23 protein-coding genes are annotated in these 24,135 nt (G+C 72.6%); 9 read left to right on the top strand and 14 right to left on the bottom strand.

Features of this window, described 5'->3' with window-relative positions; translation table 11 throughout:
- Positions 1-98: 98 nt before the first annotated feature.
- The 3 genes from J3486_RS42755 to J3486_RS42765 form a co-directional block, all read right to left on the bottom strand.
- Positions 99-533 carry an Hsp20/alpha crystallin family protein gene (locus tag J3486_RS42755; RefSeq protein ID WP_207830020.1) on the bottom strand — a complete coding sequence of 145 codons (435 nt, stop codon included), beginning with the start codon at positions 531-533 and terminating at the stop codon, positions 99-101.
- A gap of 66 nt (positions 534-599) precedes the next feature.
- On the bottom strand, positions 600-1,436 hold the full coding sequence (ppk2, locus tag J3486_RS42760) for a polyphosphate kinase 2 (RefSeq protein WP_207830036.1): 837 nt from the start codon (positions 1,434-1,436) through the stop codon (positions 600-602).
- Positions 1,437-1,439: 3 nt separating this feature from the next.
- The gene (locus J3486_RS42765; protein ID WP_207830053.1) at positions 1,440-2,447 is read right to left on the bottom strand and encodes a nitroreductase family protein; all 1,008 of its coding nucleotides are present in this window, start codon (positions 2,445-2,447) and stop codon (positions 1,440-1,442) included.
- A gap of 289 nt (positions 2,448-2,736) precedes the next feature.
- On the opposite strand from J3486_RS42765, the gene J3486_RS42770 reads away from it, so the two are divergent.
- The gene (locus J3486_RS42770; RefSeq protein WP_207830056.1) at positions 2,737-4,128 is read left to right on the top strand and encodes a phosphoribosyltransferase family protein; all 1,392 of its coding nucleotides are present in this window, start codon (positions 2,737-2,739) and stop codon (positions 4,126-4,128) included.
- A 14-nt stretch (positions 4,129-4,142) separates the two neighbouring features.
- On the opposite strand, the gene J3486_RS42775 is transcribed toward J3486_RS42770, so the two are convergent.
- Positions 4,143-4,754: a TetR/AcrR family transcriptional regulator gene (locus J3486_RS42775; protein WP_207830059.1), complete on the bottom strand. Its 612-nt coding sequence runs from the start codon at positions 4,752-4,754 to the stop codon at positions 4,143-4,145.
- Between the two features lie 99 nt (positions 4,755-4,853).
- Here J3486_RS42775 and J3486_RS42780 point away from each other — a divergent pair, with 99 nt between their 5' ends.
- Positions 4,854-5,687, top strand: a complete 834-nt coding sequence (locus tag J3486_RS42780) for an SDR family oxidoreductase (protein ID WP_207830062.1) — start codon at positions 4,854-4,856, stop codon at positions 5,685-5,687.
- A gap of 81 nt (positions 5,688-5,768) precedes the next feature.
- On the top strand, positions 5,769-6,968 hold the full coding sequence (locus J3486_RS42785; protein ID WP_207830065.1) for an NADH:flavin oxidoreductase: 1,200 nt from the start codon (positions 5,769-5,771) through the stop codon (positions 6,966-6,968).
- Here the strand turns inward: J3486_RS42785 and J3486_RS42790 are convergent.
- From J3486_RS42790 to J3486_RS42800, 3 genes are all read right to left on the bottom strand, one after another.
- Positions 6,934-8,100 (bottom strand): maleylacetate reductase, encoded by a 1,167-nt coding sequence (locus J3486_RS42790; protein WP_229379540.1) that lies wholly within the window; start codon positions 8,098-8,100, stop codon positions 6,934-6,936. The genes J3486_RS42785 and J3486_RS42790 overlap by 35 nt on opposite strands.
- Before the next feature lie 6 nt (positions 8,101-8,106).
- Complete coding sequence (locus J3486_RS42795) at positions 8,107-9,009, bottom strand: dioxygenase (protein ID WP_207830068.1); 903 nt, start codon at positions 9,007-9,009, stop codon at positions 8,107-8,109.
- Between the two features lie 96 nt (positions 9,010-9,105).
- Positions 9,106-9,780 carry an SMI1/KNR4 family protein gene (locus J3486_RS42800; protein WP_207830084.1) on the bottom strand — a complete coding sequence of 225 codons (675 nt, stop codon included), beginning with the start codon at positions 9,778-9,780 and terminating at the stop codon, positions 9,106-9,108.
- Positions 9,781-9,864: 84 nt separating this feature from the next.
- On the opposite strand from J3486_RS42800, the gene J3486_RS42805 reads away from it, so the two are divergent.
- Together J3486_RS42805 and J3486_RS42810 are read left to right on the top strand one after the other, a co-directional pair.
- Entirely contained in the window at positions 9,865-10,311 is a 447-nt protein-coding gene (locus J3486_RS42805) for a hypothetical protein (protein WP_207830087.1), read from the top strand.
- Between the two features lie 275 nt (positions 10,312-10,586).
- A complete protein-coding gene (locus J3486_RS42810) occupies positions 10,587-12,536 on the top strand; it encodes a GAF domain-containing protein (RefSeq protein ID WP_207830101.1) in 1,950 nt (649 codons plus the stop codon).
- A 37-nt stretch (positions 12,537-12,573) separates the two neighbouring features.
- Here the strand turns inward: J3486_RS42810 and J3486_RS42815 are convergent, their stop codons facing one another.
- From J3486_RS42815 to J3486_RS42825, 3 genes are all read right to left on the bottom strand, one after another.
- Positions 12,574-13,320, bottom strand: a complete 747-nt coding sequence (locus J3486_RS42815) for a 3-oxoacid CoA-transferase subunit B (RefSeq protein WP_207830104.1) — start codon at positions 13,318-13,320, stop codon at positions 12,574-12,576.
- Positions 13,321-13,323: 3 nt separating this feature from the next.
- Positions 13,324-14,085: a CoA transferase subunit A gene (locus J3486_RS42820; RefSeq protein WP_207830107.1), complete on the bottom strand. Its 762-nt coding sequence runs from the start codon at positions 14,083-14,085 to the stop codon at positions 13,324-13,326.
- Between the two features lie 286 nt (positions 14,086-14,371).
- Positions 14,372-16,033, bottom strand: a complete 1,662-nt coding sequence (locus J3486_RS42825) for an alpha-L-fucosidase (RefSeq protein ID WP_207830110.1) — start codon at positions 16,031-16,033, stop codon at positions 14,372-14,374.
- Positions 16,034-16,209: 176 nt separating this feature from the next.
- On the opposite strand from J3486_RS42825, the gene J3486_RS42830 reads away from it, so the two are divergent.
- The 4 genes from J3486_RS42830 to J3486_RS42845 all read left to right on the top strand — a co-directional run bounded on the left by J3486_RS42830 (position 16,210) and on the right by J3486_RS42845 (position 20,541).
- The gene (locus J3486_RS42830; RefSeq protein WP_207830126.1) at positions 16,210-16,782 is read left to right on the top strand and encodes a hypothetical protein; all 573 of its coding nucleotides are present in this window, start codon (positions 16,210-16,212) and stop codon (positions 16,780-16,782) included.
- Positions 16,783-16,879: 97 nt separating this feature from the next.
- Positions 16,880-18,202 carry a TIM-barrel domain-containing protein gene (locus J3486_RS42835; protein ID WP_229379542.1) on the top strand — a complete coding sequence of 441 codons (1,323 nt, stop codon included), beginning with the start codon at positions 16,880-16,882 and terminating at the stop codon, positions 18,200-18,202.
- 683 nt (positions 18,203-18,885) lie between these two features.
- On the top strand, positions 18,886-19,302 hold the full coding sequence (locus tag J3486_RS42840) for a PRC-barrel domain-containing protein (protein WP_229379543.1): 417 nt from the start codon (positions 18,886-18,888) through the stop codon (positions 19,300-19,302).
- A gap of 717 nt (positions 19,303-20,019) precedes the next feature.
- Positions 20,020-20,541: a hypothetical protein gene (locus J3486_RS42845; RefSeq protein WP_207830129.1), complete on the top strand. Its 522-nt coding sequence runs from the start codon at positions 20,020-20,022 to the stop codon at positions 20,539-20,541.
- Between the two features lie 331 nt (positions 20,542-20,872).
- On the opposite strand, the gene J3486_RS42850 is transcribed toward J3486_RS42845, so the two are convergent.
- From J3486_RS42850 to J3486_RS45085, 4 genes are all read right to left on the bottom strand, one after another.
- Positions 20,873-21,628, bottom strand: coding sequence for an anti-sigma factor domain-containing protein (locus J3486_RS42850; protein ID WP_207830143.1), 756 nt, complete (start codon positions 21,626-21,628; stop codon positions 20,873-20,875).
- A complete protein-coding gene (locus tag J3486_RS42855) occupies positions 21,625-22,209 on the bottom strand; it encodes a sigma-70 family RNA polymerase sigma factor (protein ID WP_207830146.1) in 585 nt (194 codons plus the stop codon). The genes J3486_RS42850 and J3486_RS42855 overlap by 4 nt, the downstream gene beginning before the upstream one ends.
- A gap of 465 nt (positions 22,210-22,674) precedes the next feature.
- Positions 22,675-23,259 carry a hypothetical protein gene (locus J3486_RS42860; RefSeq protein ID WP_207830148.1) on the bottom strand — a complete coding sequence of 195 codons (585 nt, stop codon included), beginning with the start codon at positions 23,257-23,259 and terminating at the stop codon, positions 22,675-22,677.
- Positions 23,256-24,107, bottom strand: coding sequence for a DUF6286 domain-containing protein (locus J3486_RS45085; protein ID WP_207830150.1), 852 nt, complete (start codon positions 24,105-24,107; stop codon positions 23,256-23,258). The genes J3486_RS42860 and J3486_RS45085 overlap by 4 nt, the downstream gene beginning before the upstream one ends.
- Between the last annotated feature and the right edge of the window lie 28 nt (positions 24,108-24,135).

Here is a 24,135-nt window from a genome sequence, read left to right on the forward strand (position 1 = left end):
CCCACCTGTTGGGGGGCGGGACGCACCGTACGCGGTGCGTCCCGCCCCTCGGCTCGACCGGTTCGTCTCGTCGACTCGTCGGCTCGTCCCGTGCGACCTCACGGTGTCTCGCGCCGCACCGGGATCGTCCGGGTGCCGGCCGTGTCGGCCTTGGCGAGCGGAACGGTCACGGTGAGGATGCCGTCCTTGTACTCGGCGCCCGTGTCCTCCGTCAGCGCCCCGGCCGGCAGCCGGACGGCGCGAGCGTAGGTGCCGTAGCGGAACTCGGTGCGGTGCCCCCGAGCGGTGTCCTCGCTGCGCTCGGCGCGCAGGGTGAGGACATCACCGGTGACACTGATCTCCAGGTCCTTCTCCGGGTCAAGGCCCGGCAGTTCGGCGCGCAGCGTGTACGCGTCCTCGGTCAACTGCTCCTCGATCCGGATGCCCTGCACCCCGGGAGCCGTCCGGTGCACCGGCAGTCCGCCGAGACCCGACTCGATCCAGTCGACCAGGTCGGGCAGCAGCGACGGCCGCCACTCCAGCATTCCGGCCATCTCCAACCTCCTTCGAAGAGAACCCTGTGGGCCACTTTCAGCGTCCGTCGGGTGCGGCCCCGTCGCCTAGGGCCTGCTGGTCCGCTCTCCGGCTCCGGACGGGCCCTGCCGCACGAGCCCGGCCGCGTGGTCGGGCACGTACGTCTGCCGTTCCCGGGGCGTCCTGCGGTAGCCGGTGGGCGCCGGGCGCGGCGGCAACTCCAGGACCGAGGGCCGGACTTCGTGGTACGGCACGGTGGAGAGCAGGTGGGCGATCATGTTGACGCGGGCGCTGCGTTTGTCGTCGCTCTCCACGACGTACCACGGTGCGTACGGCACATCGGTGTGCGCGAGCATCTCGTCCTTGGCCCGGGAGTACGCCTCCCAGCGAGTGATCGACTGCAGGTCCATCGGGGACAGCTTCCAGCGGCGGGTGGGGTCCCGGAGCCGGTTGCGGAAGCGCTCCTCCTGGACGGCGTCGCTGACCGAGAACCAGTACTTGCGCAGCAGGATGCCGTCGTCGGTCAACAGCCGCTCGAACACCGGGCACTGGGCCAGGAAGCGCCGGTACTCCGGGGCGGTGCAGAAGCCCATGACGTGCTCGACCCCGGCGCGGTTGTACCAGCTGCGGTCGAACAGGGCGATCTCCCCGGCGCCGGGCAGGTGCTCCACGTAGCGCTGGAAGTACCACTGGGTGCGCTCACGCTCGGTGGGGACCGGGAGCGCGGCGATCCGGGCGACGCGCGGGTTGAGGTGTTCGGCGACGCGTTTGATGGTGCCGCCCTTGCCCGCGGCGTCGCGGCCCTCGAAGACCACGACGAGGCGGGCGCCCTCGGTCCGCACCCATTCCTGGAGCCTCACCAACTCGACCTGGAGCCTGAGGAGTTCCTTCTCGTAGACAGCGCGCGGCAGTCGCCGGCCCATCGGCTACACCCGTCCCTCGTGCCGTACGGGCTCCTGGAGGAGCCGGTCGGGGGCTCGGCGCGGTGCGGCGGGGCCCTGGGGCCCGTATCCCAGCCGTACCAGCATGTGCACGTGTCCGGAGTGCTCGGGCGCGGGGCGCATCCTGCGGCGCAGGTCGGGCCACTCCATGGCCTGGTGGAGCAGCGAGGTGCGCAGATCGTGGGCGGTGGCCACCAGGAGCACGTGCTGCAGGGCCTGTCCGGCGCGCAGCCAGTCGGTGCGGCGGTCGTGCGCCGTGCTCAGCAGGCCGATCACCGGCTGCCGTTCGAACTCCGCCGCGGGCAGCCGCTCCAGGTGGCGCTGTGCGGTGAAGTCCCGCATCGGCAGCCGCTCCTGGGCGTCCTGCAGTCCGAGCGTGGCGCGCGGCAGACCTACGTCGGCGCGGTCGGCCGGCTCCCTGTGCACCCAGCGGCGGCTCTCCGTGGCCCGCTCCGGGTCGCTGCGGTTGCGGTCCTCCGCCTCCGCCGTGATCCGCAGCAGGAGGGCCCGCTCGGCCGGCGCGGGGAACCCGAGGACGGCCCCGCTCGCGTGCGCGGCCTCGGCCAGTTCGGCGCGTACGTACGCCGGCACCGGCCGGTCGGCGAACGGGAACCTGCTGCTGTGCCGCCGCCAGATCGCCTCGTACAGATCGTCGCGGTGGTCACCGCCGCGCAGCGGCCCCTGTTCCAGGCGGACGCGGGCGAGCAGGCCCGGGTCGTCGGGCCTGGGCAGCAGCCGGACCACGGGGACCCAGCCGTGCCGGGCCACGGCGACCCGCAGGTTGAACACGGCCGCGCCCACCGACAGGTGCAGGGCGCGCCCGGCCGGGTCGGCGGCCCGCAGGCTGCGACCGCGCGCCGCCCGCACGTCGAGTGCGGGGACGTCGGGGTCGAGCCGGAAGTCCCACGGCTGGGTGTTGAAGATCGACGGTGCGGCGACCGCGGCCGACAGCCAGGTCTCCAGGACGGCCGCGTTCATCAGTGTGGCGGGCATCTGTGCCACCTCCCCGACGGCGCCGGACGACGGACTCTTCGGAACCCTGCGGCCAGGGTGGAGCGGCGGGCCCGGCGACGACAGGGGCCGGAGGTCTCCGTTCCGGTGCCGACCGGCCCTTTCGCCGGTCGGCGCGGGACCATCGGCCCCCGGCAGGGCCGGTCCGCCCGTGGCCCCCGCGGGGCCGCCGCGCTGCAATGGGGAAAGGGAGCCGGCCCCTGCTCGACGTCCCGCGCTCTGCGGCACGATCGGGCCGGGGTCCCGCGCGCGACACCGGGAGGCGGTGGCCATGCGCTTCGACGACCGCAGGGCGGCAGGACGACGGCTCGCCTGGTATCTGGACTCGCTGCGCGGCCATCACCTGGTCGTGCTCGGTCTGCCGCGCGGCGGGGTGCCGGTGGCGTACGAGGTGGCGCTGGAGCTGGGTGCCCCGCTGGACGTGCTGCAGGTGCGCAAGCTGGCGGTGCCGTGGCAGCCGGAGCTGGCGTTCGGCGCGCTCGCCGAGAGCGGGGTGTGCGTCCACAACGAGGACGTGATCCAGCGGTCGCGGCTCGACGCCGCGACCCGGGACACCGTGCAGAAGTCCGCCCGGGACGCGCTCGACCGGTGCACGGACCGCTGGCGCGCGCTGCACGACCCCGTCCCGCTCACCGGGCGTACGGCACTGATCGTCGACGACGGGATGGCCACCGGGGCGACGGCCACGGCGGCCTGCCGGGCCGCCCGGCTGCACGGCGCGTCGCGTGTCGTGCTCGCGGCACCGGTGGCGTCGCTGGCCACGGTCCGGCGCCTGAAGGAGACGGTGGCGGACGCCGTGCACTGCCCGCAGGCGCTGCACGACCTGGGCGCGATCGGCTCCTGGTACGACGACTTCACCCAGACGTCGGACGAGGAGGTGGAGGCCCTGGTCGCCCGGGCCGCGCAGCCCGTCCCCACGCCACGGCTGCGGGTCGCGACCACCCATCCGTCGTATCTCAGCCAGGAGGTCTTCGTACCGGCCGCGGGCGCCCGGCTCGCCGGTCAGCTCGCGGTGCCCGACTCGGCGCCTGCCGTGGTGCTGCTGGCCCATGGCAGCGGCACCAGCAGGTACAGCCCGCGCAGCCGCTCATTGGCGGCCGCCCTGCACCGGGCCGGGCTCGGCACGCTCCTGCTCGATCTGCTCACCGGGAGCGAGGAGGAGTACCAGGCCGACACGGCCTTCGCGCTGCGGCTGCTGACGACGCGTCTGGACGATGCCACGCGCTGGCTGCACCGCCACACCGAGCTGCCCGTCTGCTACTTCGCGGTGGACACCGCGGTGGCCGCCGCCCTGGAGGCCGCCGCGGCGCCCGGCTCCGAAGTGCTCGCCGTCGTGTGCCGCAGCGGCCGCCCCGACCTCGTCGGGCGGACGACACCGGCGCGGCTGCGGGCCCCGGTGCTGTTCGTCGTGGGCAGCCGGGACACCGAGCTCGTCGAGGTGAACCGGGAGGCGTCCGGCCGGATCGCGTGCGAGTCCGGGTTCGCCGTGGTGCCGGGCGGCTCCCACGAGTTCACCGAACCCGAGGCGCTGGAGACGTCCGCCCGGCTGACCCGGGACTGGTTCCTCACCCATCTCACCCGGCCCTTCGGTCCCGCCAGGAGCGGGCCGCCCGTCCACCCCTTGCGGCCCGTCCCCGGACCGCCGCCGCGCCGCTCGGCGTGAGCGGCGCGGTCCCGTCAGTCGTGCGCCCGCCCGACGGTCGACGGCGCCGTGAGACCGGCCGCGACGAAGGCGACGACGGTCCTGGTGCGCGGGAAGGCCGCTTCCTCCGCGGGCATCTTCGCCAGCGGCCTGCCGTACGTCTCCATGACGAGGGTGAAGGCGAGCCGACAGCGTTCGGTGACCTCCTGCGGCGTCAGCCGGGGCAGCGCCCGCCCGACCATGACCTCGAAGGGGGCGGGCACGAACAGGCTGGAGGCGTGCGGGAGTTGACCGGTGGGCAGCGCGGAGCGGGCCAGCAGATGGCACAGCACCCGGCCGTCGCGGCTCGCGACGAGCTCGGCGAAGGGTTCCACGAGGGCGGCCGCCAGCTCCGTCACCGCGGGGCCGGTGCCACTGCCGTCGCCGACGAGCCGCATCCGGTCCGTCCACAGCGGCTTCAACTCCCGCTCCAGGAGGGCCGTCACCAGTCCTTCGCGCGAACCGAAGTGGTAGTGCACGGCTCCCGGGTTCAGCGCGGCCCGGGCGTTGATGGCGCGCAGGGAGACCTGGTCGGCCCCCTTCTCCAGGAAGAGCCGCTTCGCCGCGTCGAGGAGCCGCTCGCGCGTCGGGGTGTCCGGGTGGGTCATGCGCCCCATTCCACCACGGGCCCGCGACCCCTTCCGACCACCTTCCAATCAGTGATTGAATTCTGCTTGGCCGAGTCGCCGACGCCGGAGGGGCCGCTCATGGGCAGCACGTACGTGATCACCGGGTCCGCGTCCGGGATGGGCGCGGCGACCGCGGCCCGGCTGCGCTCGGCCGGACACCGCGTGATCGGCGTGGACCTGCGCGACGCCGAAGTGGTCGCCGATCTGGGGACCGCGGCGGGCCGCGCGCACGCGGCCCGGGAGGCGCTCGCGCTCGCCGGTGACGACCGGCTGGACGGCGTGGCCGCGATCGCCGGGGTCGGCCCGAACCTGCCGAGCGCCGCGGACGTCGTCTCGATCGACTATTTCGGCCCCGTGGCCCTGCTGGAGGCGCTGCGCCCGGCCCTGGAGCGGTCCGGCGCGGGCCGCGCGGTCGTGATCGGCTCCAATTCGGCGAGCACCGTCCCTGTCATCGACGACGCGCTGCTGCACCTGCTGCTGTCCGGCGACGAGCGGCGGGCCAGGGAGCGCGCGGAGGCCGTGCGGAGCGCCCTGCCCGCGGAGGTGCTGCGCACCGCGCCGAGCATCATGGCGTACGCCACCGCCAAGCTGGCGCTGGCCCGTTGGGTACGGCGCACCGCCGTCACCGCACCGTGGGCCCGGCGCGGCGTCCTGCTCAACGCGATCGCGCCGGGCGCCGTGCTCACCCCGCTGATGACCGGATCCACCGGCGCGGAGGGCGTCCCGGACGCGGACGACTTCCCCACCCCGATGCCGCTCGGCGTCTTCGGACAGCCGGCGGACATCGCCTTCTGGGTCGAGCAGTTCCTGCGCCCCGAGGCCCGCTTCACCACCGGTGCGGTCCTCTACGTCGACGGGGGCACGGACGCGGCGATGCGCCCCGACGCCCAGCCGACGCCGCTGCACCGGTAGCAGGCCCACCGAGACGACCGCTCTTCCTCCGCGCCCCGTTCGTGCACCGTTCACCCGCACCCTTCACTTCGGGAGACCGTCATGACAGCGCCACCCACCGCCCTGTTCGAGCCGGCCAGGCTCGGACCGCTGACGCTGCGCAACCGCTTCGTCAAGGCCGCCACGTTCGAGGGGATGACGCGGGGCTCGCAGGTCTCGGACGACCTGATCGCCTTCCATCGCAGGCATGCGGCCGGCGGGGTGGCGATGACCACGGTCGCGTACTGCGCGGTGGCGCCCGAGGGCCGTACCGAGCGGCATCAGATCTGGATGCGCCCCGAGGTGCTGCCGGGGCTGCGCCGCCTCACGAACGCCGTGCACGCCGAGGGCGCGGCGATCTCGGCGCAGATCGGGCACGCGGGCCCGGTCGCGGACCCGCGCTCGAACGGGCTGCCCGCCCTCAGCGCGTCCGCGCGCATCGGCGCCCAGAGCCTGACCCGGATCCGGGCGGCGAGCCGCGCCGACATCGCCCGCGTCGTGCGCGCCCACGCCGACGCGGCCCGGCTCGCCGTCGAGGCGGGGTTCGACGCGGTCGAGATCCACCTCGGCCACAACTACTTCGCGAGCTCCTTCCTCAGCCCGTTGCTCAACCACCGCACCGACGAGTACGGCGGCAGCCTCGCGGGCCGCGCCCGGGTCGCCCGTGCGGCGGCCCGCGCGGTGCGCGAAGCCGTCGGCGACCGCGTCGCCGTGCTCGCCAAGCTCAACATGGACGACGGTGTCCCCGGCGGTCTGTGGCTGGACGAGTCCCTCCAGGTGGCGCGGTGGCTGGAGGCGGACGGCAGCCTCGACGCCCTCGAACTCACCGCGGGCAGCTCCCTGTTGAACCCCATGTACCTGTTCCGCGGCGACGCGCCCCTCAGGGAGTTCGCGGCGGCGATGCGCCATCCGCTGGTCCGGCTGGGGGTCCGCGCGGTCGGCGGCCGCTTCATCCGCGCGTACCCCTACGAGGAGGCGTATCTCCTGGACAGCGCGCGCCAGTTCAGGGCCGCGCTCGACCTCCCGCTGATCCTGCTCGGCGGCGTCACGCGCCGCGAGACGGCGGAGCTGGCGCTCGCGGAGGGCTTCTCGTTCGTCGCGATGGCACGGGCACTGCTGCGCGAGCCGGACCTGATCCGCCGGATGGAGAAGGATCCGGGCACGCGCTCGCTGTGCATCCACTGCAACAAGTGCATGCCGACGATCTACAGCGGAACGCGGTGCGTGCTCACGGCCGACAGCCGCAGCGGCCCTCCCGCGTAGCCGCGTCCGACGGACCCGGCTCCGAGCGATCCGGCCTTGACGGATCCGGCCTTGAGGGATCCGCACCCGCCCAGGCCGCCCGCAGCAGACGGCGCAGGGCGTCGAGGGTGACTGGGCGCGGGTTGGACGGGGGCGCGGCCGCCAGGGACGCGGCGGCCGCCGCGTCGAGGTCGGTCTCGGCCAGGCCCAGGTCACGCAGGGCGGTCGGCGCCCCTACGGACGTACCAAGTCGCCGCAGGCCCGCGAGGGCCGAGGGCGCCCCGAACGCGGCCGCGATCCGGCGCTCGGCCTCCGGCGCCGCGGGCGCGTTGAAGGCCAGGACGTACGGCAGGACGACGGCGTGGGTCTGGGCGTGCGGCAGGCCGTGGGCGCCGCCGAGGACATGGCAGATCTTGTGGTGCAGGCCCGATCCTGCGCAGGAGAAGGCGACGGCCGCCAAGTAGGCGCCGTACAGCATCTGTTCACGACCGGCGAGCCCGCCCGGGTCGGCCGTCACGGCGGGCAGTCCGCTGTTCAGGGCCCGGATGCCCTCGACCGCCAGCGCCTGGTCCACGGGGTCGGTGCGCGGCGCCCACATCGAGTCCACGCAGTGCGCGAGCGCGTTGAGCCCGGAGGCCGCGCTCAGGGCGGCCGGGAGGGAGAGCGTGAGCCCGGCGTCGTAGACGACGGCGCGGGGCAGGACCCGGGGGTCCGTGCCGGTCGTCTTGCGGCCGTGCTCGGTCAGACCCCACACACGGGTCGCCTCGGAACCGGCGTACGTGGTCGGGACGGCGACGATCGGCAGTCCCGTCGTGAGCGCGACCGCCTTCGCGAGGCCAGTGGCCGAACCGCCGCCGACACAGACGAGGGTGTCCGCGCGGTGCTCGGCCGCGGCGGCGCGGGCGCGCTCGGCCGTCGCGACGGGGACGTGCATCGCGATGTCGCCGTGGCGGTGCACCACCGGGAGCGTCGCGGTGATCTTCTCGGCGGGTCCTGCCGCGTGCGGCGCGGCGATCACCATCACCCGTGCCCCGCCCAGCCGTTCGACTTCCTCGCGCACCGCTTCGGCCGCGCCGCCGGTGGCGAAACGGACGCGCTGCGCGGGCGCCTCGTGCTCGAACCGCAGGCCGGTCCCGGCCTCTTGCTCGTCCATGGCGCGTCAGGCTCCTTCGGCGCGGGCCGGGGCCAGGGCGACGTCAAACCGCACCCGCGTCCACGCCCGGCCGCCCGTGTCGCGGCCGTCCGGTGTGGCGGCGTGGGCCGGCTGCCGCTCGAAGGGTTTGACCAGGGAGTCCTTGACCCCGAACACGGCGTCCGAGGCGAGGAGTTCGTCGCCTTCGACGAAGATGTGCGTCACCAGGGTGCGCAGGCCCGGCGCGCTCACCATGAAGTGCAGATGGGCGGCGCGCAGCGGTGCGCGCCCGGTCTGCCGCAGCAGGGCACCGACCGGGCCGTCGTGCGGGATCGGGTACGGGGTGGGGGTCAGACCCCAGAAGCGGTACGCGCCGTGCTCGTCGGTGTGCAGACGACCGCGGGCGGCGAGGCGACCGTGGTCGTACTGCACGTCGTAGAACCCGTCCGCATCCGCCTCCCACACGTCGATACGGGCTCCGGCGACGGGCTTGCCCTCGGTGTCGGTGACGGTGCCCTCCACCCAGCACGGCTCGCCCGACGCGCCCGCGGAGATGTCTCCGCCGAGCGGCACCTCGGGCGAGCCGTCCACGTAGAAGGGGCCCACGACGGTGGCCTCGGTGGCGTCCCGGCCTGCCTCGTGGTTGACGTTGACGGTCTGCATGGAGACGCCGAGCACGTCCGAGAGCAGGACGAACTCCTGCCGTGTGTCCGTGGTGATGTGTCCCGCGGCGGCGAGGAAGTCGACGGCCCGCTGCCATTCGTCCTCGGTGGGGCGGACGTCGCGGACGAAGGCGTGCAGATGCCGGACGAGGCCCTGCATCACCTCCTTCAGGCGGGCGTCGGGAGTGGCGTCGAAGGAGGCGAGCACCCGCTGGAGCAGCTCTTCCTCGACGTGCTGCCGCGCGGCGGCGGTGTCGGGAGTGGTCATGGCGGTTCCTTGCCCACCGTGCGGGGGCTCAGCCCTCCGGCGGGGCCGATGTTCCGCCGAACGTCACCCGTCCGGCGGGGCACGACGGTCCGGGGCTCAGCTCGCGGCCGGCGCGAGCCCGAGCTGCTGCTCGGTCCGGGCGAGCCACTTCAGGTACCAGGCGCCGAAGTCGAGGCCGGTCGGCACGATGCCGCAGTCGGCGGGGCGAAGGTCCTCCCACACTTCGCCCCGGTGCGGGCCGGTCATCACGAGCAGCGACGTGTAACCGCACCCCTGCTCGCTCAGGAACACCGTGCCCGCCTCCTGCGCGTCGTACAGCTCCTCGTACTGCGCGTCCCACGCGGCGAACGCCTCCCGGAACGCGTCGTCGTCCTCGAACGCGTCCTCCCGCGGCTCCGCGGCGTCGAGCGCGTCGATGTCCCGCTGCACCGCCTCCGCCACGAAGGGCCGGCCGGCGAACTCGGCGCTGGTCGGCTGCCCCGGGTAGCCGAGCCCGGCCCCGCGCCACCGCCACCCGTCCTCCTCCCGCACGGGTGTCATCAGCCCGTGGTCGGGCCCGGCCCCACCCCTGCCGACGCGGAGCAGAAAGCTCCGGTACGCCTCCGGCAGCCGACAGCCCAACTCGCCTTCCAGCTCCCGCACTTGCCCCTCTTCCAGCACGTCTCCGAGCCGGAATCCGTGCCCACGGACGCCGAACACCTCACCCGCCCCAGGATGCCGCCGAATCCGCCGCACCCGCTCCCGCACCTCTGCCCCGATGTCCTGGCTCATGGGTCCACGCTAGGCGGGCCGGTGCCGCAGGGGCACGCGGATTATTCGGCGGCGTCCGACGGGGGCGTCCGGAAGAATCGCGGCATGTCCACGGATCTCAACGGCGTCATCGAATGCCGACCCGGTGCCCGTCTGTGGGGTCCCGATGACGAGGACTCCCTGTGGCACGCCGCCGTCGACCTGTGGTTGCTCGACGTCGGCAACGCCTACGACGCGCTCTCCTGTCTCTTCGGCGTGCGCAACACCTACGGGTGGCGGCCGCTCGCCGAGGGCCGGGGCCTCCCGGCGGACGCCTCCGAGACGTTGACCGCCGACCACGGCGCGGACGACCCGTACGACGCGGGCACCACCTGGATCACCTGGGCCGAACTGCTCTGCGTCGACTGGCAGGAGACCGATGCCTCCGGCGTGCGGACCCGGGCGCAGGTGGCCGGTGACGGCACGCACTGGGGGCCCGCGTGGGACATCATGCGCACGCTCGGCGATCTGCACGGGCCGGCCAACGTGCGGCTCGTCGTCTGGTTCGGCTGACGGATCCCGGACGGCGCCCCGTCGGCGCAGCGCCTGCGCGCCCACGGCGGACAGCAGTTGCAGCGTTCGTGGCTCTCGGTGTCGGGGACCCGATGTGCTCGCTGTCCGCACCGGGGGCCGTATGGCCGGACGCCACTTGTGCACCGTTCGGCATGGTGTCTCGCACCATGTCCGGGTCTCCGTGCGCTGCCTACCGTGACGGCCATGAACGGGGCCGGGCCGTCCGCCGGCCCCACCGCACGCCCAGCCCCCCACTCCCGCCCGAGGTTCGCCCCATGTCCCAGACCACCGCGCTCCCCACCGCCGCCCTGCGCCGCCTGGTGGAGCTGCTGGCCACCGATGCCTCCGCCGACGCGTACACGGCCGTGTCCGCGCGGGCCAGGACCGACGGGGTCGGCGAGCGCGAGATCGAGGACATCGACCGGGCGGTGTCGGCCGCCCTGGGCGTCCGGAAGGTGCTGCGCCGCCAGCGCCGCCGCGAGGCCGAACTCACCGCCCTGTTCGACACCGCCGGCGACCTGGCCGCGCTGCGCGATCTCGACGCCGTACTGCACTCGATCGTGCGGCGGGCCCGCACCCTGCTCGGCACGGACACCGCGTATCTGACGCTGGTGGACGAGGCCGCCCAGGACACGTTCATGCGGGTCACGGACGGCTCGGTGTCGCTCGCCTTCCAGACGCTCAGACTCAAGCTGGGTGAGGGGCTCGGCGGTCTCGTCGCGCAGACCATGCGCCCGTACGCGTCCCCCGACTACCGCACCGACGAACGGTTCCAGCACACCGAGGCCATCGACTACGGCGTCCTGGACGAGGGTCTCGTCGCCATCCTCGGCGTACCGCTGCTGCTCGGCTCGGGCCCTGCGGGCAACCGGAACGTCATCGGCGTGCTCTTCGCTGCGGACCGTGGACCGCGCGCCTTCTCGCCCGACGAGGTGGCGCTGCTCGGTTCGCTCGCCGCGCACGCGGCCATCGCCATCGACACCGCCCGCGCGCTCGACGACGCCCAGGCCGCCGCGGCCGAGCTCACGGAGGCCAACACCGTCATCCAGAACCACGCGGCGGCGACGCAGCGCGCCGCCGAGGCGCACGACCGGCTGACCGATCTGGTGCTGCGCGGCTCGGACGTGTCCGAAGTGGCCGACGCGGTGGCCGAGTTCCTCGGCGGACCGCTCACCCTCTTCGACCCGCGCGGCGACGTGCTCGCGCGGGCCGGCGGCCCGGCCGATGCGCCGGTACCCGACCTCGGGGCGCTGTCCGGGGCCGTCGCACGGGCCCGCGCCGAGGGGCGTTCCGTGCGGCACGGCGACTCCTGGTACTGCGCCGTCCTGGCCGGGCAGGAGCTCCTCGGCAGTCTCGCCTTCCACGGGCGGCCCGACCTGGACGGCCCGGACCGGCGCCTGTTCGAACGCACCGGCACGATCACCGCGCTGCTGCTCCTGCTGCGCCGGACCGTCGCCGAGACCGAGAACCGGGTGCGCGGCGAGCTCCTCACCGATCTGCTCGACGGAGCGGGCCGTGACCCCGCGCTGTTCGCCGAGCGCGGCCACCGTCTCGGTGTCGACCTGACGCGCCCGCACCTGATGCTCGTGGCGCAGTGCGCGGCGGACCCGGACGGCCGGCTGACGGCCGGGGCCCAGCAGTACCTCTTCGGCCGGGAGGGCCTGTGCTGCGAGTACGAACAGCACGCCGTCATGCTCGTCCCGGACGACGGCACCGAGCCGGGCCAGGCCGCCCGCGCCGCCGCCGACCATCTCTCGCAGGGCCTCGGCGCGCCGGTGAGCGTGGTCGCGGCCGGACCCTGCCGGGGACCGGCCGCGCTGCCCGGCTTCTACCGAGAGGCCCGCCGCTGTCTGAGCGCGATGCTGGTGCTCGGCCTGTCCGGGGACGGCGCGTGCGCCGCCGACCTCGGCTTTCTCGGCGTGCTGCTCGGCAAGGAGCAGGACACCGGCGGGTTCGTGGAGCGGATCCTGGGGCCCGTCCTCGACTGGGACGAGCGCCGGGGCACCGAGCTGGTCCGCACGCTCCAGGCCTACTTCGCGGTCAGCGGCAGCCACATCCGGGCCAAGGATCTGCTGCACGTCCACGTCAACACCGTGGTGCAGCGCATCGAACGGATCGGGGCGCTGCTCGGCCGGGACTGGGAGAGCCCGGAGCGGGCGCTGGAGATCCAGTTGGCGCTGCGGATCCATCTCATCTCCCGGCTGGGGCGGCCCAGTTCCGCCTGAGCGGGCCGGGGAACCCACCTCTGCTTCCCCGACCCGCTCAGGCCTTCGGGAGCAGGGCGTCGCCCTGGCCGCCGCCCCCGCAGAGCGCCGCAGCGCGTGGGCCGGTCCCTCGGGTCTGCGTACGGGACCGATCCCGTACGGGGTCGATACCGGCCGGGACGCGCAGTTCGGGCACGGTCGCCGCCTGGACGTCGGCCACGCCGACGCCGGGCGCGAGCTCCACCAGTTCGAGGCCGTCGGGGGTCACGTCGAGCACGGCAAGATCGGTGATGACGCGGTGCACGACGCCGCGCCCGGTGGCGGGCAGGCTCAGCTCGTCGACGATCTTCGGCGTGCCGTCCTTCGCGGTGTGCTCCATCACCACGATGAGCCGGCGCGCCCCGTGGACGAGGTCCATGGCCCCGCCCATCCCCTTGACCATCTTCCCGGGGATCATCCAGTTCGCCAGGTCTCCGGTGGCGGACACCTGCATGGCGCCGAGGACCGACACGTCGATGCGTCCGGCGCGGATCATCCCGAAGGAGAAGGCGGAGTCGAAGGACGAGGACCCCTGCTGGAGGGTGACGGTCTCCTTGCCCGCGTTGATCAGGTCCGGGTCCTCGGTGCCGGCGACCGGGTAGGGGCCGACGCCGAGGATGCCGTTCTCGGAGTGCAGCACGACGTGGATGCCGTCGGGCAGGTGGTTGGGGATCAGCGTGGGCAGGCCGATGCCGAGGTTGACGTACTGTCCGTCGCGCAGCTCCCTGGCGGCGCGGGCGGCGAGCTGGTCGCGGTCGAGTGCCATGGCTCAGGCCTCCTGGAGGGCGGGGCGGACGGTGCGGCGCTCGATGCGCTTGTCGGTGGGGTCGGCGGCGACGATCCGGTCGACGTAGACACCGGGGAGGTGCACGGCGTCCGGGGCCAACTCCCCCGCCTCCACGATGCGTTCGGCCTCCACCAGGGTGGTGCGGCCCGCCATCGCGGCCAGCGGGTTGAAGTTGCGGGCGGCGCTGTGGAACACACAGTTGCCGTGCCGGTCGGCGACCTCGGCGCGGACGAGTGCGAAGTCGGCGGTGATCGCCTCCTCCAGCAGGTACCGGCGCCCGCCGAACTCGCGCACCTCCTTGGCCGGAGAGGCCACGGCGACGCTGCCGTCCGCGGCGTACAGCCAGGGCAGCCCGCCCTCCTCGACCTGCGTGCCGACCCCGGCCGGGGTGAAGAACGCCGGGATCCCGCTGCCGCCGGCCCGCAGCCGCTCGGCGAGGGTGCCCTGCGGCGTCAGCTCCACCTCCAGTTCACCGGAGAGGTACTGGCGCGCGAACTCCTTGTTCTCGCCCACGTACGACGATGTCATCCGCGCGATGCGGCCCGCCCGGAGCAACAGCCCCAGGCCCCAGTCGTCGACTCCGCAGTTGTTGGACACCACCCGCAGTCCCGACGCCCGCGTCCGGGCAAGCTCGGCGATCAGCGTCGACGGGATCCCGCACAGTCCGAAACCGCCGACCGCGAGCGTCGCCCCGTCCGGGATGCCGGCCACGGCGTCGGCTACCGAATCCACCACCTTGTCCATACGTTCTCGTTCCCTCTCCGTCTTTCGGCCCAGGCTGCGCCGGCCGCGTCCCGACGGTCTGCCCGACGCTGCCGCCCGGGGCTGGTGCATTACACCTTCGCCGCGGCGGGGCCTGACGGGTATGTGAGTCCGCACCATGATCCGGGCGGTGAGGGTGGTGGGGAGAACTGTGCTGTGCGTCGCGCCTGTCCGGGGACACCTCGCTCCCGGACAGGCGCCGGGTGTTCTCCGACAGGCGCCGGATCGGATCCGACGTCGAGGCGCGGGCGGTCCGCGTACGGTCGGCTCAGCCGGTCGCCCGGTGGAGCGTGATCCGCCCCAACCGGGGCTCCGCCCTGGAGGCGAGGACGCGGACACGGACACGGCTCGCGGTGACCGGTGCCGCCAGCGGCAGGATCCGCTGGTGACCGATCGTGGTGCCGGTGGCGATCCGCCCCCAGACCCCGTCGATCTCGGCCTCCACGGCGAATTCCTCCACCCGTTGGCCGTACTCGATGTCCTCGCGCACCGCGACCCGGTCGAAGGTCGTCGTCCCGTCGGCGTTCCTGGCCACCGGCCCGCCGTACACCTTCCGCACCCGCTGCCCGAACGCGGTCAGCTCGGCGACGTCCTCGGCGTCGATCGTGCCCGCCTTCGAGGGCGGCACATTGAGCAGCAGCGTCGTATTGCGTCCGACGCTCTTCTCGTACAGGTCGAAGAGCTGATCCGCCGTCTTGGGCTGCTGGCCGGGGTGGTGGAACCAGCCGGGCCGGTTGGAGACGTCGGCCTCGGCGGGGAACCAGGACAGATGGGTCACGCCGGGTTCGGTGAGCCGGGCCCGGGAGCCGATGTCGGCGGCGGTGGGGCCGTGCGGCAGCAGCCATTCGCCGTGGTACGTCCACGGGTCGGCGGTCGTCGGCACCACACTCCATTCGGTCTCGCGGCCGATCCCGCTCTCGTTGCCGACCCAGCGGATGCCGGTCGGACCGCCGAAGACCACGGTGTCCGGCGACAAGCCGCTGATCACCCGGAACCATGCGTCGAAGCGGTACTCCTGCGTGATCCCGGCGTCGGCCCACGGGTTGGCGCCGTCCAGCCAGAACTCGTCCAGCGGCCCGTACTCGGTGAACAGTTCGTAGACCAGGTTGAGGTAGTACGCGTCGTAGTCGTTGACGTGCACGGTGAAGGTCGGCAGCTTCCCTGACCGCACGTCGTCGGCCCGGTCGTCGCCCTCCACCAGGGTGGGGATGGTGTGCTCCTTGACCGCGCTGCCGTTGCCGAACCGGCCGAGGCCGCCGGGGGCACGGTCGCCGTCGGCGAGCGCGGTCAGCTCCACCGAGGTCAGCGTCCCGCCCTCGGCCTGCTTCTTGCGCAGCGACGCGATCCACGTGGCGTGCCAGGCATGCGGCAGCTCTGAGCCGTCGGAAGGAGAGAGATAGATCCCCACGCGCAGCTGGTGGGCGCGCGCCGCTTCCACGTATCTGCGGACGACGTTCGGCTGTCCTGGGCTCTTGAGGATCGAATGGGGCGTGTAGCGGCTGGGGAAGAGCGTGAACCCGTCGTGGTGCTTGGCGGTGATCATCGCAAGCTCGGCGCCCATGGCCTTGTACGTGCGGATCCATTGGTCGGCATCGACAGCGGTCGGCGAGAACGTCGCCTCGTCCTCGGCGCCCGACCCCCACTCGCGGTTGGTGAAGGTGTTCATCCCGAAGTGCGTGAACGCGGTGATCTCCCGCCGCTGCCAGGCGAGCTGCCCCTTGCGGGGAACGACGTTCGCGGCCTTGGCGATGATCTGCTCCGGGGTGTCCTCCGCACTGATCGCAATGATCGAGGCGGGCCGGACGCGGCTCTCACCGGCTGCCGGTGCCTGTGCCGGCGCGGCGGCGGAGGCGTGCGCGCCGGCGCTGCCGAGAGTCGCGATCACAGGGGTGGCTCCCAGAGCACCGAGGATCTGGCGACGAGACGTCATCGTTCCCTCCAACGGGCACATTGCTCGGATCTCTTCGCTGAACTCCGAGGAATCATGACGCAGGAGGGTGCTGATAGTAAGGGCTGTGACGACAGAGATCCCATGTATGCCGGGGAGGGAGGCGGGGAGGCAGAGCAAGGCCCCGGGCCGGCGCCCCGGTCTGCGATCATGACCCGATGTTCTTCTCACGCCGCCGCCCGGCACCCCGAGCCCGCCAACTCCTCGTCGCAGCGGGCCTGAACCCCAAGGCGGTCGGCGGCATCACGGACTTCGCGGCCTGCCGGACGGCCGCCTTCCACGCCGCACACCGCGACGCCGACACGCTCCCCGAAGTCCTGGCCCTGGCCGAGACCCTGCTGTCGGACGAGGCCGACTACGAGTTCGTCGTGGGTCTCTTGGAGAACATCCAGAACCTGACCTCCCACGGCCTGCCTCAGTTCCGCACCCGGGACGAGGTCGAGGCCCTGCTCGCACCGCGCAGCGCGGTCTGCTGGAACTCGCTGACCGAGTTCTGGACCTCCGTGGCCGACTGGTGCGCCGACAACGGCCTGGAACCGGGGCGCAGCGAGGAACTCCTCTCCGTCCAGGACGAACAGCTGCGGGCCCTTTTGTGGACCACGAACCGCACCCTCCCCACGGGCGGCAAACTCGGCCTCGCCCACGCCGTCCACCACGAGAAGGCCGGCGAGCCCGCCGTCCCCGGCTACAGCCACATCGCGGCAGCCCTGCGCAGCACGGGCCGAGGCTGAGGACTGTCCCACCGACAGGTCGCGGACCGAGGCGCCGCGGACGTACCTCGCACACCTCGACAGGTGCCCGAAACGGGCAACGGGACCGATACTGGCGTTGGACCAGAACGCACCGATCTTCAACACCCCGCTGTGGCTCCTGAACCACTTCCACTTCCTCGACTCCGGACGCGAGGGCCGCCGCCCGATGGCGTTCTCCCGATACGCCGGTCCCGGCAGCCAGCGCTACGGTGTCGGCTTCTCCGGCGACGCGGTCGTCTCCTGGGAATCCCTGTCCTTCCAGACCGAGTTCACCGCGTCGGCGGCCAACATCGGCTACAGCTGGTGGAGTCACGACATCGGCGGGCACACGCGGGGCGTCCGTGACGACGAACTCGCCACCCGTTGGCTGCAGTTGGGTGTCTTCTCCCCTGTTCTGCGGCTGCACTCGGCGAGCAACCCGTTCATCCGCAAGGAGCCCTGGCAGTTCCCGGCCGAGCCCCGACAGGCGATGGGCGAGGCCCTGCGCCTGCGACACCGGCTCGTGCCCTATCTGCACACCATGAACCACGTCGCGGCCACAGGCACCCCGCTGGTGCGCCCGATGTACCACATCGAGCCGGAGCGCGACGAGGCGTACCAGGTGCCCCACCAGTTCGCCTTCGGCAGTGAGTTGGTGGTCTCCCCCATCACCACGCCCCGCGATCCGGTGACCCTGCTCTCCGCCGCGCCGGCCTGGCTGCCGCCCGGCACCTGGACCGACATCTTCACCGGGACCGTCTACGACGGCGACCGCCACATCGAACTCCACCGGGGCCTCGACGGGGTACCGGCCCTCCTGCGCGGCGGCGGCATCCTCCCGCTGGCCGGGCCGGACGACCTGGACGCGACCCGCAACCCCGAGCACCTGGAACTGCTCATCGCCCCCTCGGACAACGGCACCTTCACCCTGATCGAGGACGACGGGCAGGGCGACGGCACGAACCTGCGCACGGTCACCACGGCCCTGGAGTGGAACGCCGACTCCGGCACCCTGCGCATCGGCCCCGCAAAGGGCCCCGAGGGCATCGTCCCCGCCACCCGCACCTGGACGGCCACCTTCCTGGCCGACCTGCCCGCGGGCCCCGCCCTTGCCGACGGCCGGCCGATCGAGGTGACCGGAGAGCCGGGGCGGTTCAGCGTCACGGTCGAGGCCGCCACCGACGCCGGTACGCACATCGAGGTGAAGCTCGGCTCCCCCCTCCACCCGGACCGCACGGCCGACAACGTCCGACGCATCCTTGGCGCCGCCCAGTTCGACAACCCCACAAAGCTGGAGATGTGGCGGATCGTGACCGCCCCCGGCCCGCTGACGTCGAAGATCTCGGCACTGCACGCGCTGCGGGTTCCGGCGGAGCTGCTGGGCGCGGTGGTGGAGCAGCTGACGGCCCGCGCGAGGTGAGCCCGCGAGGGGGCACGGGCCCCACGGGTCGGTGACGCTCGTGAGAGGTGCCTGCCACCCTCGCGGGACTGACCGTGTGCAAGGGCCTCGCCTGGGGCCACGGTCTCGGCAGTCTGCGTGGCGGCCCGATCATTCCCGCGCTGCTGCTCGGCGGCGCCGTGGCCATCGCCTGCGCCGGGCTCCCGGGCTCGGTTCGGTGCCCGCGGTCTTGCTCGGCGTCTGCGCGTCGGCGACCGCCGTGATGGGCCTTGCGCTGTGCGGGGCCGCGCTCACAATGGTGCTGCCCGGCGCGGGCACCTCCGGCCAGATGCCGCTGGCCGCGGCCACCGCGGTGGTCGCCCACCCCACGGTGCCGGTGACGGGCCGCGACGGCCTGAGACGGGTCCGGCCCCGCACGTGGCGCGTGCGGGGCCGCTGCACACTCCATCCGAGACGCCCGGTCAGCGGGTGCCACACGGATGCCTGGCCAGAGTCACCCCGTCCAGCAGGGTGCCCGGCTGGAGATCCGTGCTTCCCGCGGCCCTACGCGGTTCGTTCCAGTCTCCCGGCCCCGTCCGCGCAAGACGGCTCGGCAGGCCGGTTATTCCGGGCGCGGCAGGGAACCCGAGCTGGAGCAATAAATGCGGATGCAAGGTGCAAAAGGTATCGATCATCCGTGCGCCACGATCTGTGGAGGATGACTCATGAGCGAGAACATCTGGAACTACCCGTCCGCCGCCGGTTACACCCCGGGCGCCGATCTCACCGGATACAAGGTCGAGGCGACGGACGGGAGCATCGGCAAGGTCGACAAGCATTCACAAGACGTCGGCGACCAGTACCTCGTGGTCGACACCGGCGTGTGGATCTTCGGCAAGGAGGTCCTGCTGCCCGCCGGCACGATCACCGGCATCGACGCGGAGGCAAAGACCATCAGCGTCGGCCGCACCAAGGCCCAGATCAAGGCCGCTCCGGAATTCGACAAGAACAAGCACCTCGGCGACAGCGAGTATCACCACGAGCTCGGCACCCACTACAGCAGCGGTGGGGGCAGCGGCATCACCGCACCCACCCCGCCCGGAACCCCGGGGAGCCTCGGTGACGGTCCCGACCGGCCGTAGGAGCACCGAGGCCCTAAGAACCTCTCCTTGGTCGAGTCTGCGGTAGCAGATTCGGGCTCGCGCTCGTAGCAGCGGCGCGGCAACCGGCCCGGCACGTCGGACTACGGCACGTGGTGCAGGGACCGCCCAGGCACGAGCAGGGAAGGCCGGCCCGCGCCCGTCCCTCGCTCCGCCCGCAGGCAGGAGCCAAGTGCGGCCGCCATCGAGCGGTCCCTCAGGAAGCGTGGCCGCGAGGCCCCGCCGACCGCGTCGGCTCGGCAGGGCCTCGCCTCGCTCAGGAGCGCAGGGCGAGCAGTACGGCCGCTGTCCCGAGCGGTGGCATCGCGGCCGGGACCGTCTGGTTCCCGGTCGCTCGGGGTCAGCCCCAGGTAGGTGGTGCGGGCGGCGCGGCGAAGTCCTCGATCATGCGGGCGAAGCCGGTGGCCGTGACCGGTTCGCCGGTGCCGAGGTTCAGCGGCCGGGTCGTATCACTCTCCATGATGTGCCGGATGCGCTCGACGCTCAGCGCGCAGATTGAACGCGCCCACCACAACACCGCCGGCCGGCCATGTTCCGTGACGAACGCCTCTTCACCCCCAGCACTCAAGGTGGTTCCTGTGTGTTGCGCAGAGTCTGGGCGCCCGGCGACGAACAGAATCGACAGGGCGGCCTGCTGTCGTCGTTCTACAGTGCCGACCGAATCGTCAAGAACGACGCCTGCCGCGCGGAGGGGCCCCGATGACGACGACTGCTACCGCCCTGCTGTGGGCGAGCGACCATCAGTACTACGTGCGCGGTGACGAGTTCGACACCTCGGGCTTCTCCTACACCGGCTTCAACGGACTCCTCGCACCACTCACCGCCGGCCACGGCATCAGCCGTCCAGGGCACTTCGCCCTCATCATGACCGGAACCGAACTCGGCCCCGTCCGCGTCACTCTGACCCAGCACACCACCACCCCTCCCCCACCCGAACTGGACGCCTGGGACGACATCGTCGAAGCCGGCCTCCACCTGTCCGGCACCCGTCCCGGCATCACCGACGCCCACGACACCGACCCCCTGCCACCCCTCGCCCACACCGCAGGCCACCCCTGCCGCATCCGCGTCTGTGCCCGCGGCCGCGACCTCGGGCACCAACAACTCATCCTCGACGACCACACACCCCTCGAACACCACCTCATCGAGGTCTGGCCCGGCCCCACCGCACCCCTGCGCATCTGGCAGACCACCGACGCCTACGGAGCCAGTTTTCGCTGACCACTGCCACGCCCCACGCGGCCACGCCGCGCCAGGAACGCAGATGGTGACCGGCCAGCGGCCAGCCTGGTGGGCAGTGGTCCGAGCAGCGAGCGGTGGTGTCGGTTCCTCAGCACGTGCGACTCGCTCACCACGGCGAGCGTCAGTGTCGTCTCGGCGGTGGTGACGAGCCTGCTGTCGATCGGAGGCAGCGGCAAGTGCGCCTCCTTGAGCAGCACAGAGCAGGCCGCCCGGGATTCGCCGCGTACGTGGTGCGGACGAGCGGTTTCTTCCCGCTGCCTCCATGTGGCTGACCTTGTGCGAAGCCCCGGGGCCGGGACGTCGCACAAGGTCAGGCCGGAAAGCTCATCAGCGCCACCGGCGCGGACGTCGGATGGTCCGAGCCGCCTGTGGGCTCCACGGTGATGCCCATGCCCGACGCCCCGTCGACGTTTCCGCTCAGCAGCACCGCCTGGTCTCGTCGGCCCGCGTCCAGGAGTCCGGCCGCACGCATCGTCCCGCCGTCGTCGAACCACATCTGGTACACCTCGCCGTGCGGCGGCCGGTTCATCCCGGACACCACGAGGACAGCCTTGTCCTGCGACGCGGACACGACGACTGTGCCCGTGGCGCCGCCGGCCAGCTTCGCCGTGCTGGTACGCGCATCCGGCGCCGCCAGCACGGCCGCGATCTGGCTGCTGCGCTTCTCGGCCTGCCGGGCCTGTTGCCTCGCCTGTGTGACCTGCTCGTGCTGCCACGCGGCGGTACCGCCCAGCGCGGCGACCGCCGCGACACATACGGCGAGCGCCCAGCCGGACAGCACCCCGCGTCGTGCGGCACCCGTCCGGCTGACACGGTCCAGAGTCGACTCCCGCGGCGCTTCCTGACGCACCACGGTGATCCGCCGCAGCACCTGCGGCCGCATCCCGGGAGGAGGGACGACCGACACGGCCAGGCCCAACCGGCCCGCCGTAGCCGTCAATTCGGCGGTCTCCTGAGCGCACGTCAAGCAGTCCACGAGGTGGTGTTCGAACGCGATGCGCTCATCGTCGGGCAGCGCATGCACTGCGTAGGCGCCGGTCAGGGTGTGCAGATCAGCGATGCTCATACCGTCACCCCCAGACAGTCACGCAGCCGGATAAGCCCGTCCCGCAGCCGGGTCTTGACCGTGCCCAGGGGCAAAGCCGGCGTTTCGGCGACTTGCCGGTAGGTCAGTCCACGGTAGTAGGCGAGCGTGACGGCCTGCCACTGGATCTCCGTCAAGGTACGAAGGCAGCGCCGCACCTGCTCTCGCTCCAAGCGCGCCTCCACCTGCTCGGTGACCTGGTCGAAGTCGGGCGTGTGGGCGAGCATGGCCGCCTTGTGGTCCCGCGCCGCCGAGGCTGCCACCGAGCGCACCCGGTCGATCGCGCGCCGGTGGGCCAGAGTGAGGATCCAGTTCATCGCCGTGCCCCTCTCGGAGCGGAAACGCGGAGCCGTACGCCAGACCTCCACCAGCACCTCCTGCGCCACCTCCTCCGACTGCGCTGTGTCCCGCAGCACGGCGCGCACGGTACCCAGAACCGGGCCGGCCACCCTGTCGTAGACCGCGGCGAAAGCGTCCTCGTCGCCGAGTGCGGCACGGCCCACCAGGTCTTCCAGGTCCGGCTCGGCCGACGGGTGTCTGCCGATGTGGACAACTTCTTTCACGGGGCCCTCCGCGGTCCGGTGTCACCCGTGTTCCGGAGCCCAAGCCTCAACGGATTGGTCCAGCCGACCAAACCGTTCACTGACCAGCAACGAATGATCATGGGACACCTGGAGCACGGTCCGACGAGGAGGACGGATGAGCGGCCGCCGTCCGACGGCACCCGGAGCGGTGATACACGCACGCAGTGCACGGACGGTCCGGCGCACACCACCCGGGGCGCCCGCCCGCCCGGCACTTCGTGAACTGTCACGGCTGGCCGGCGATGTGCTCGTGGCCCGTTCCATGGGCGGGCGGGCCGCCCTCGGAGCCGTAGGTGACGCCAGGGTCAAGGCCGTCGTGGCCCCTACCCCTTGGCTTCCCGAGGCGGAACCTGTGACCCACCTGTGCGGCAAGGAGACAGCGGTCCTCCACGAAGACCGCTACCAGGTCACCGATCCGCACGCATCGGCGCTGTTCATGCCGTCTCAGCGGACACGAGGTGTGCGGTGACGTGTACCGCGCAGGCGCACGTGGACGCTGACGATACGTGGCTCCACCGCGAATCGGGCCTCCTGGGCAACAGCGTTGAGCGCCCCGAGCACGCCGGCGGGCGCGACGCCGGGCTCCAGCCACACCATCTGCACTACGTGAAGGTGACGGCGGCGGAGGGTAGTGCGCACCCGGCAGCGGGCCACTCCCCCCACCTCCTGCGTGCGCTGCCGGATCGCCTCCTCCAGCGCAGCGCCGTTGAGATGGCTGCCCGTAGCGGCGAGGGCCAGGCGAGCGGGACGTCGGACGACCATCTGTGAGACGAGGCAGAGGATCAGTACGACGGCGGCGATGACGCCCACGGCGACGACAGCCGGGGTCCACCAGGATTGCGTACGCACGTCGGACAGCCCGGCCCGATCCAGCAAGACGGCGTCCGATGCCGGGAGGTGTCTGCCACTCGGCAGATGGGTCGCCCATCGCCGGTCGAAGGACACCAGCCACAGACCGGCCCCCAGGAGGCACACCCCGAGAACGCCCAGCGCCGTCCGGTTGGCGAGAATGCGCGGTCGTGCCGTCACGCGTCCTCCTGTGTCGTCGATGGCCCGTTGCGCGGTGCGATGTCCTTGTCGGCGCCGGCCAGCGCCTGCCAGGCGTCAGCGGGTCGCAGGGCGAGGCGCAGGCGCACGGGTCGCACCAGACCGCAGGCCGCCACCGTGTCGGTCACGGTCTGCCGCGCCTGGTCCCGAGCCGATGCGCAGTCCCCGAAAGCCACTTCACCGCGCACTTTGACGGTCCGCCGACCGCAGCGGACCGTGATGTGGTGCAGTCCGGGGACCTCGCCGACGGCATCACGGATCAGAGCGGCGACGGCAGAGCGGTCGATCTGCGCGCACCACCCGTCCCTGGACGCTGCGAGCATCAACTGGCGCCGGTTGCCCGGCGTGAGGGCCAGCACCACAAGCCAGGCACCGACGAGCATGGCGCCGACCGCTGCCGACGTGACAGTCGGGTCGCCAGGACCGTGACCGGCCAGCCAGCGGAGGGCGGTCAAACGCCACTGCCCGGGCCACTCACCGCAGACGTGTACGCGCAGGACATCGGCCGTGCACACGATCGTGGCGGCTGCCGTCAGCGCCAGCACCAGGCTCGTCGGCCCGCGCCGCTGGGACCACCAGCGGCGCGGCGAACGTACCTGCGATCCGGTGTCGGCGTCGGCAGCGCTCTGCGGAAGCGGGATGCCGTGGGGTGCCAGCCGGGACACGACGACACGGACCGGCGGGATGTGCAGGCCTGTGAGGGCATGTGTCCGAGCGGTGACGTGGCCCTGCACGCCGCGGGTGACGGCGGACAACTGCGCGGGAAAGGGCAGAGTCACCCGCACGCCGACCGTTGCTCTTCGTCCCGCGACGATGGCCGAGGCGCTCACCTCCCGCCCCGTGCCGCTGACGGCTTCA

It is taken from the genome of Streptomyces sp. VRA16 Mangrove soil, assembly GCF_017377775.1.
Classification (GTDB): domain Bacteria; phylum Actinomycetota; class Actinomycetes; order Streptomycetales; family Streptomycetaceae; genus Streptomyces.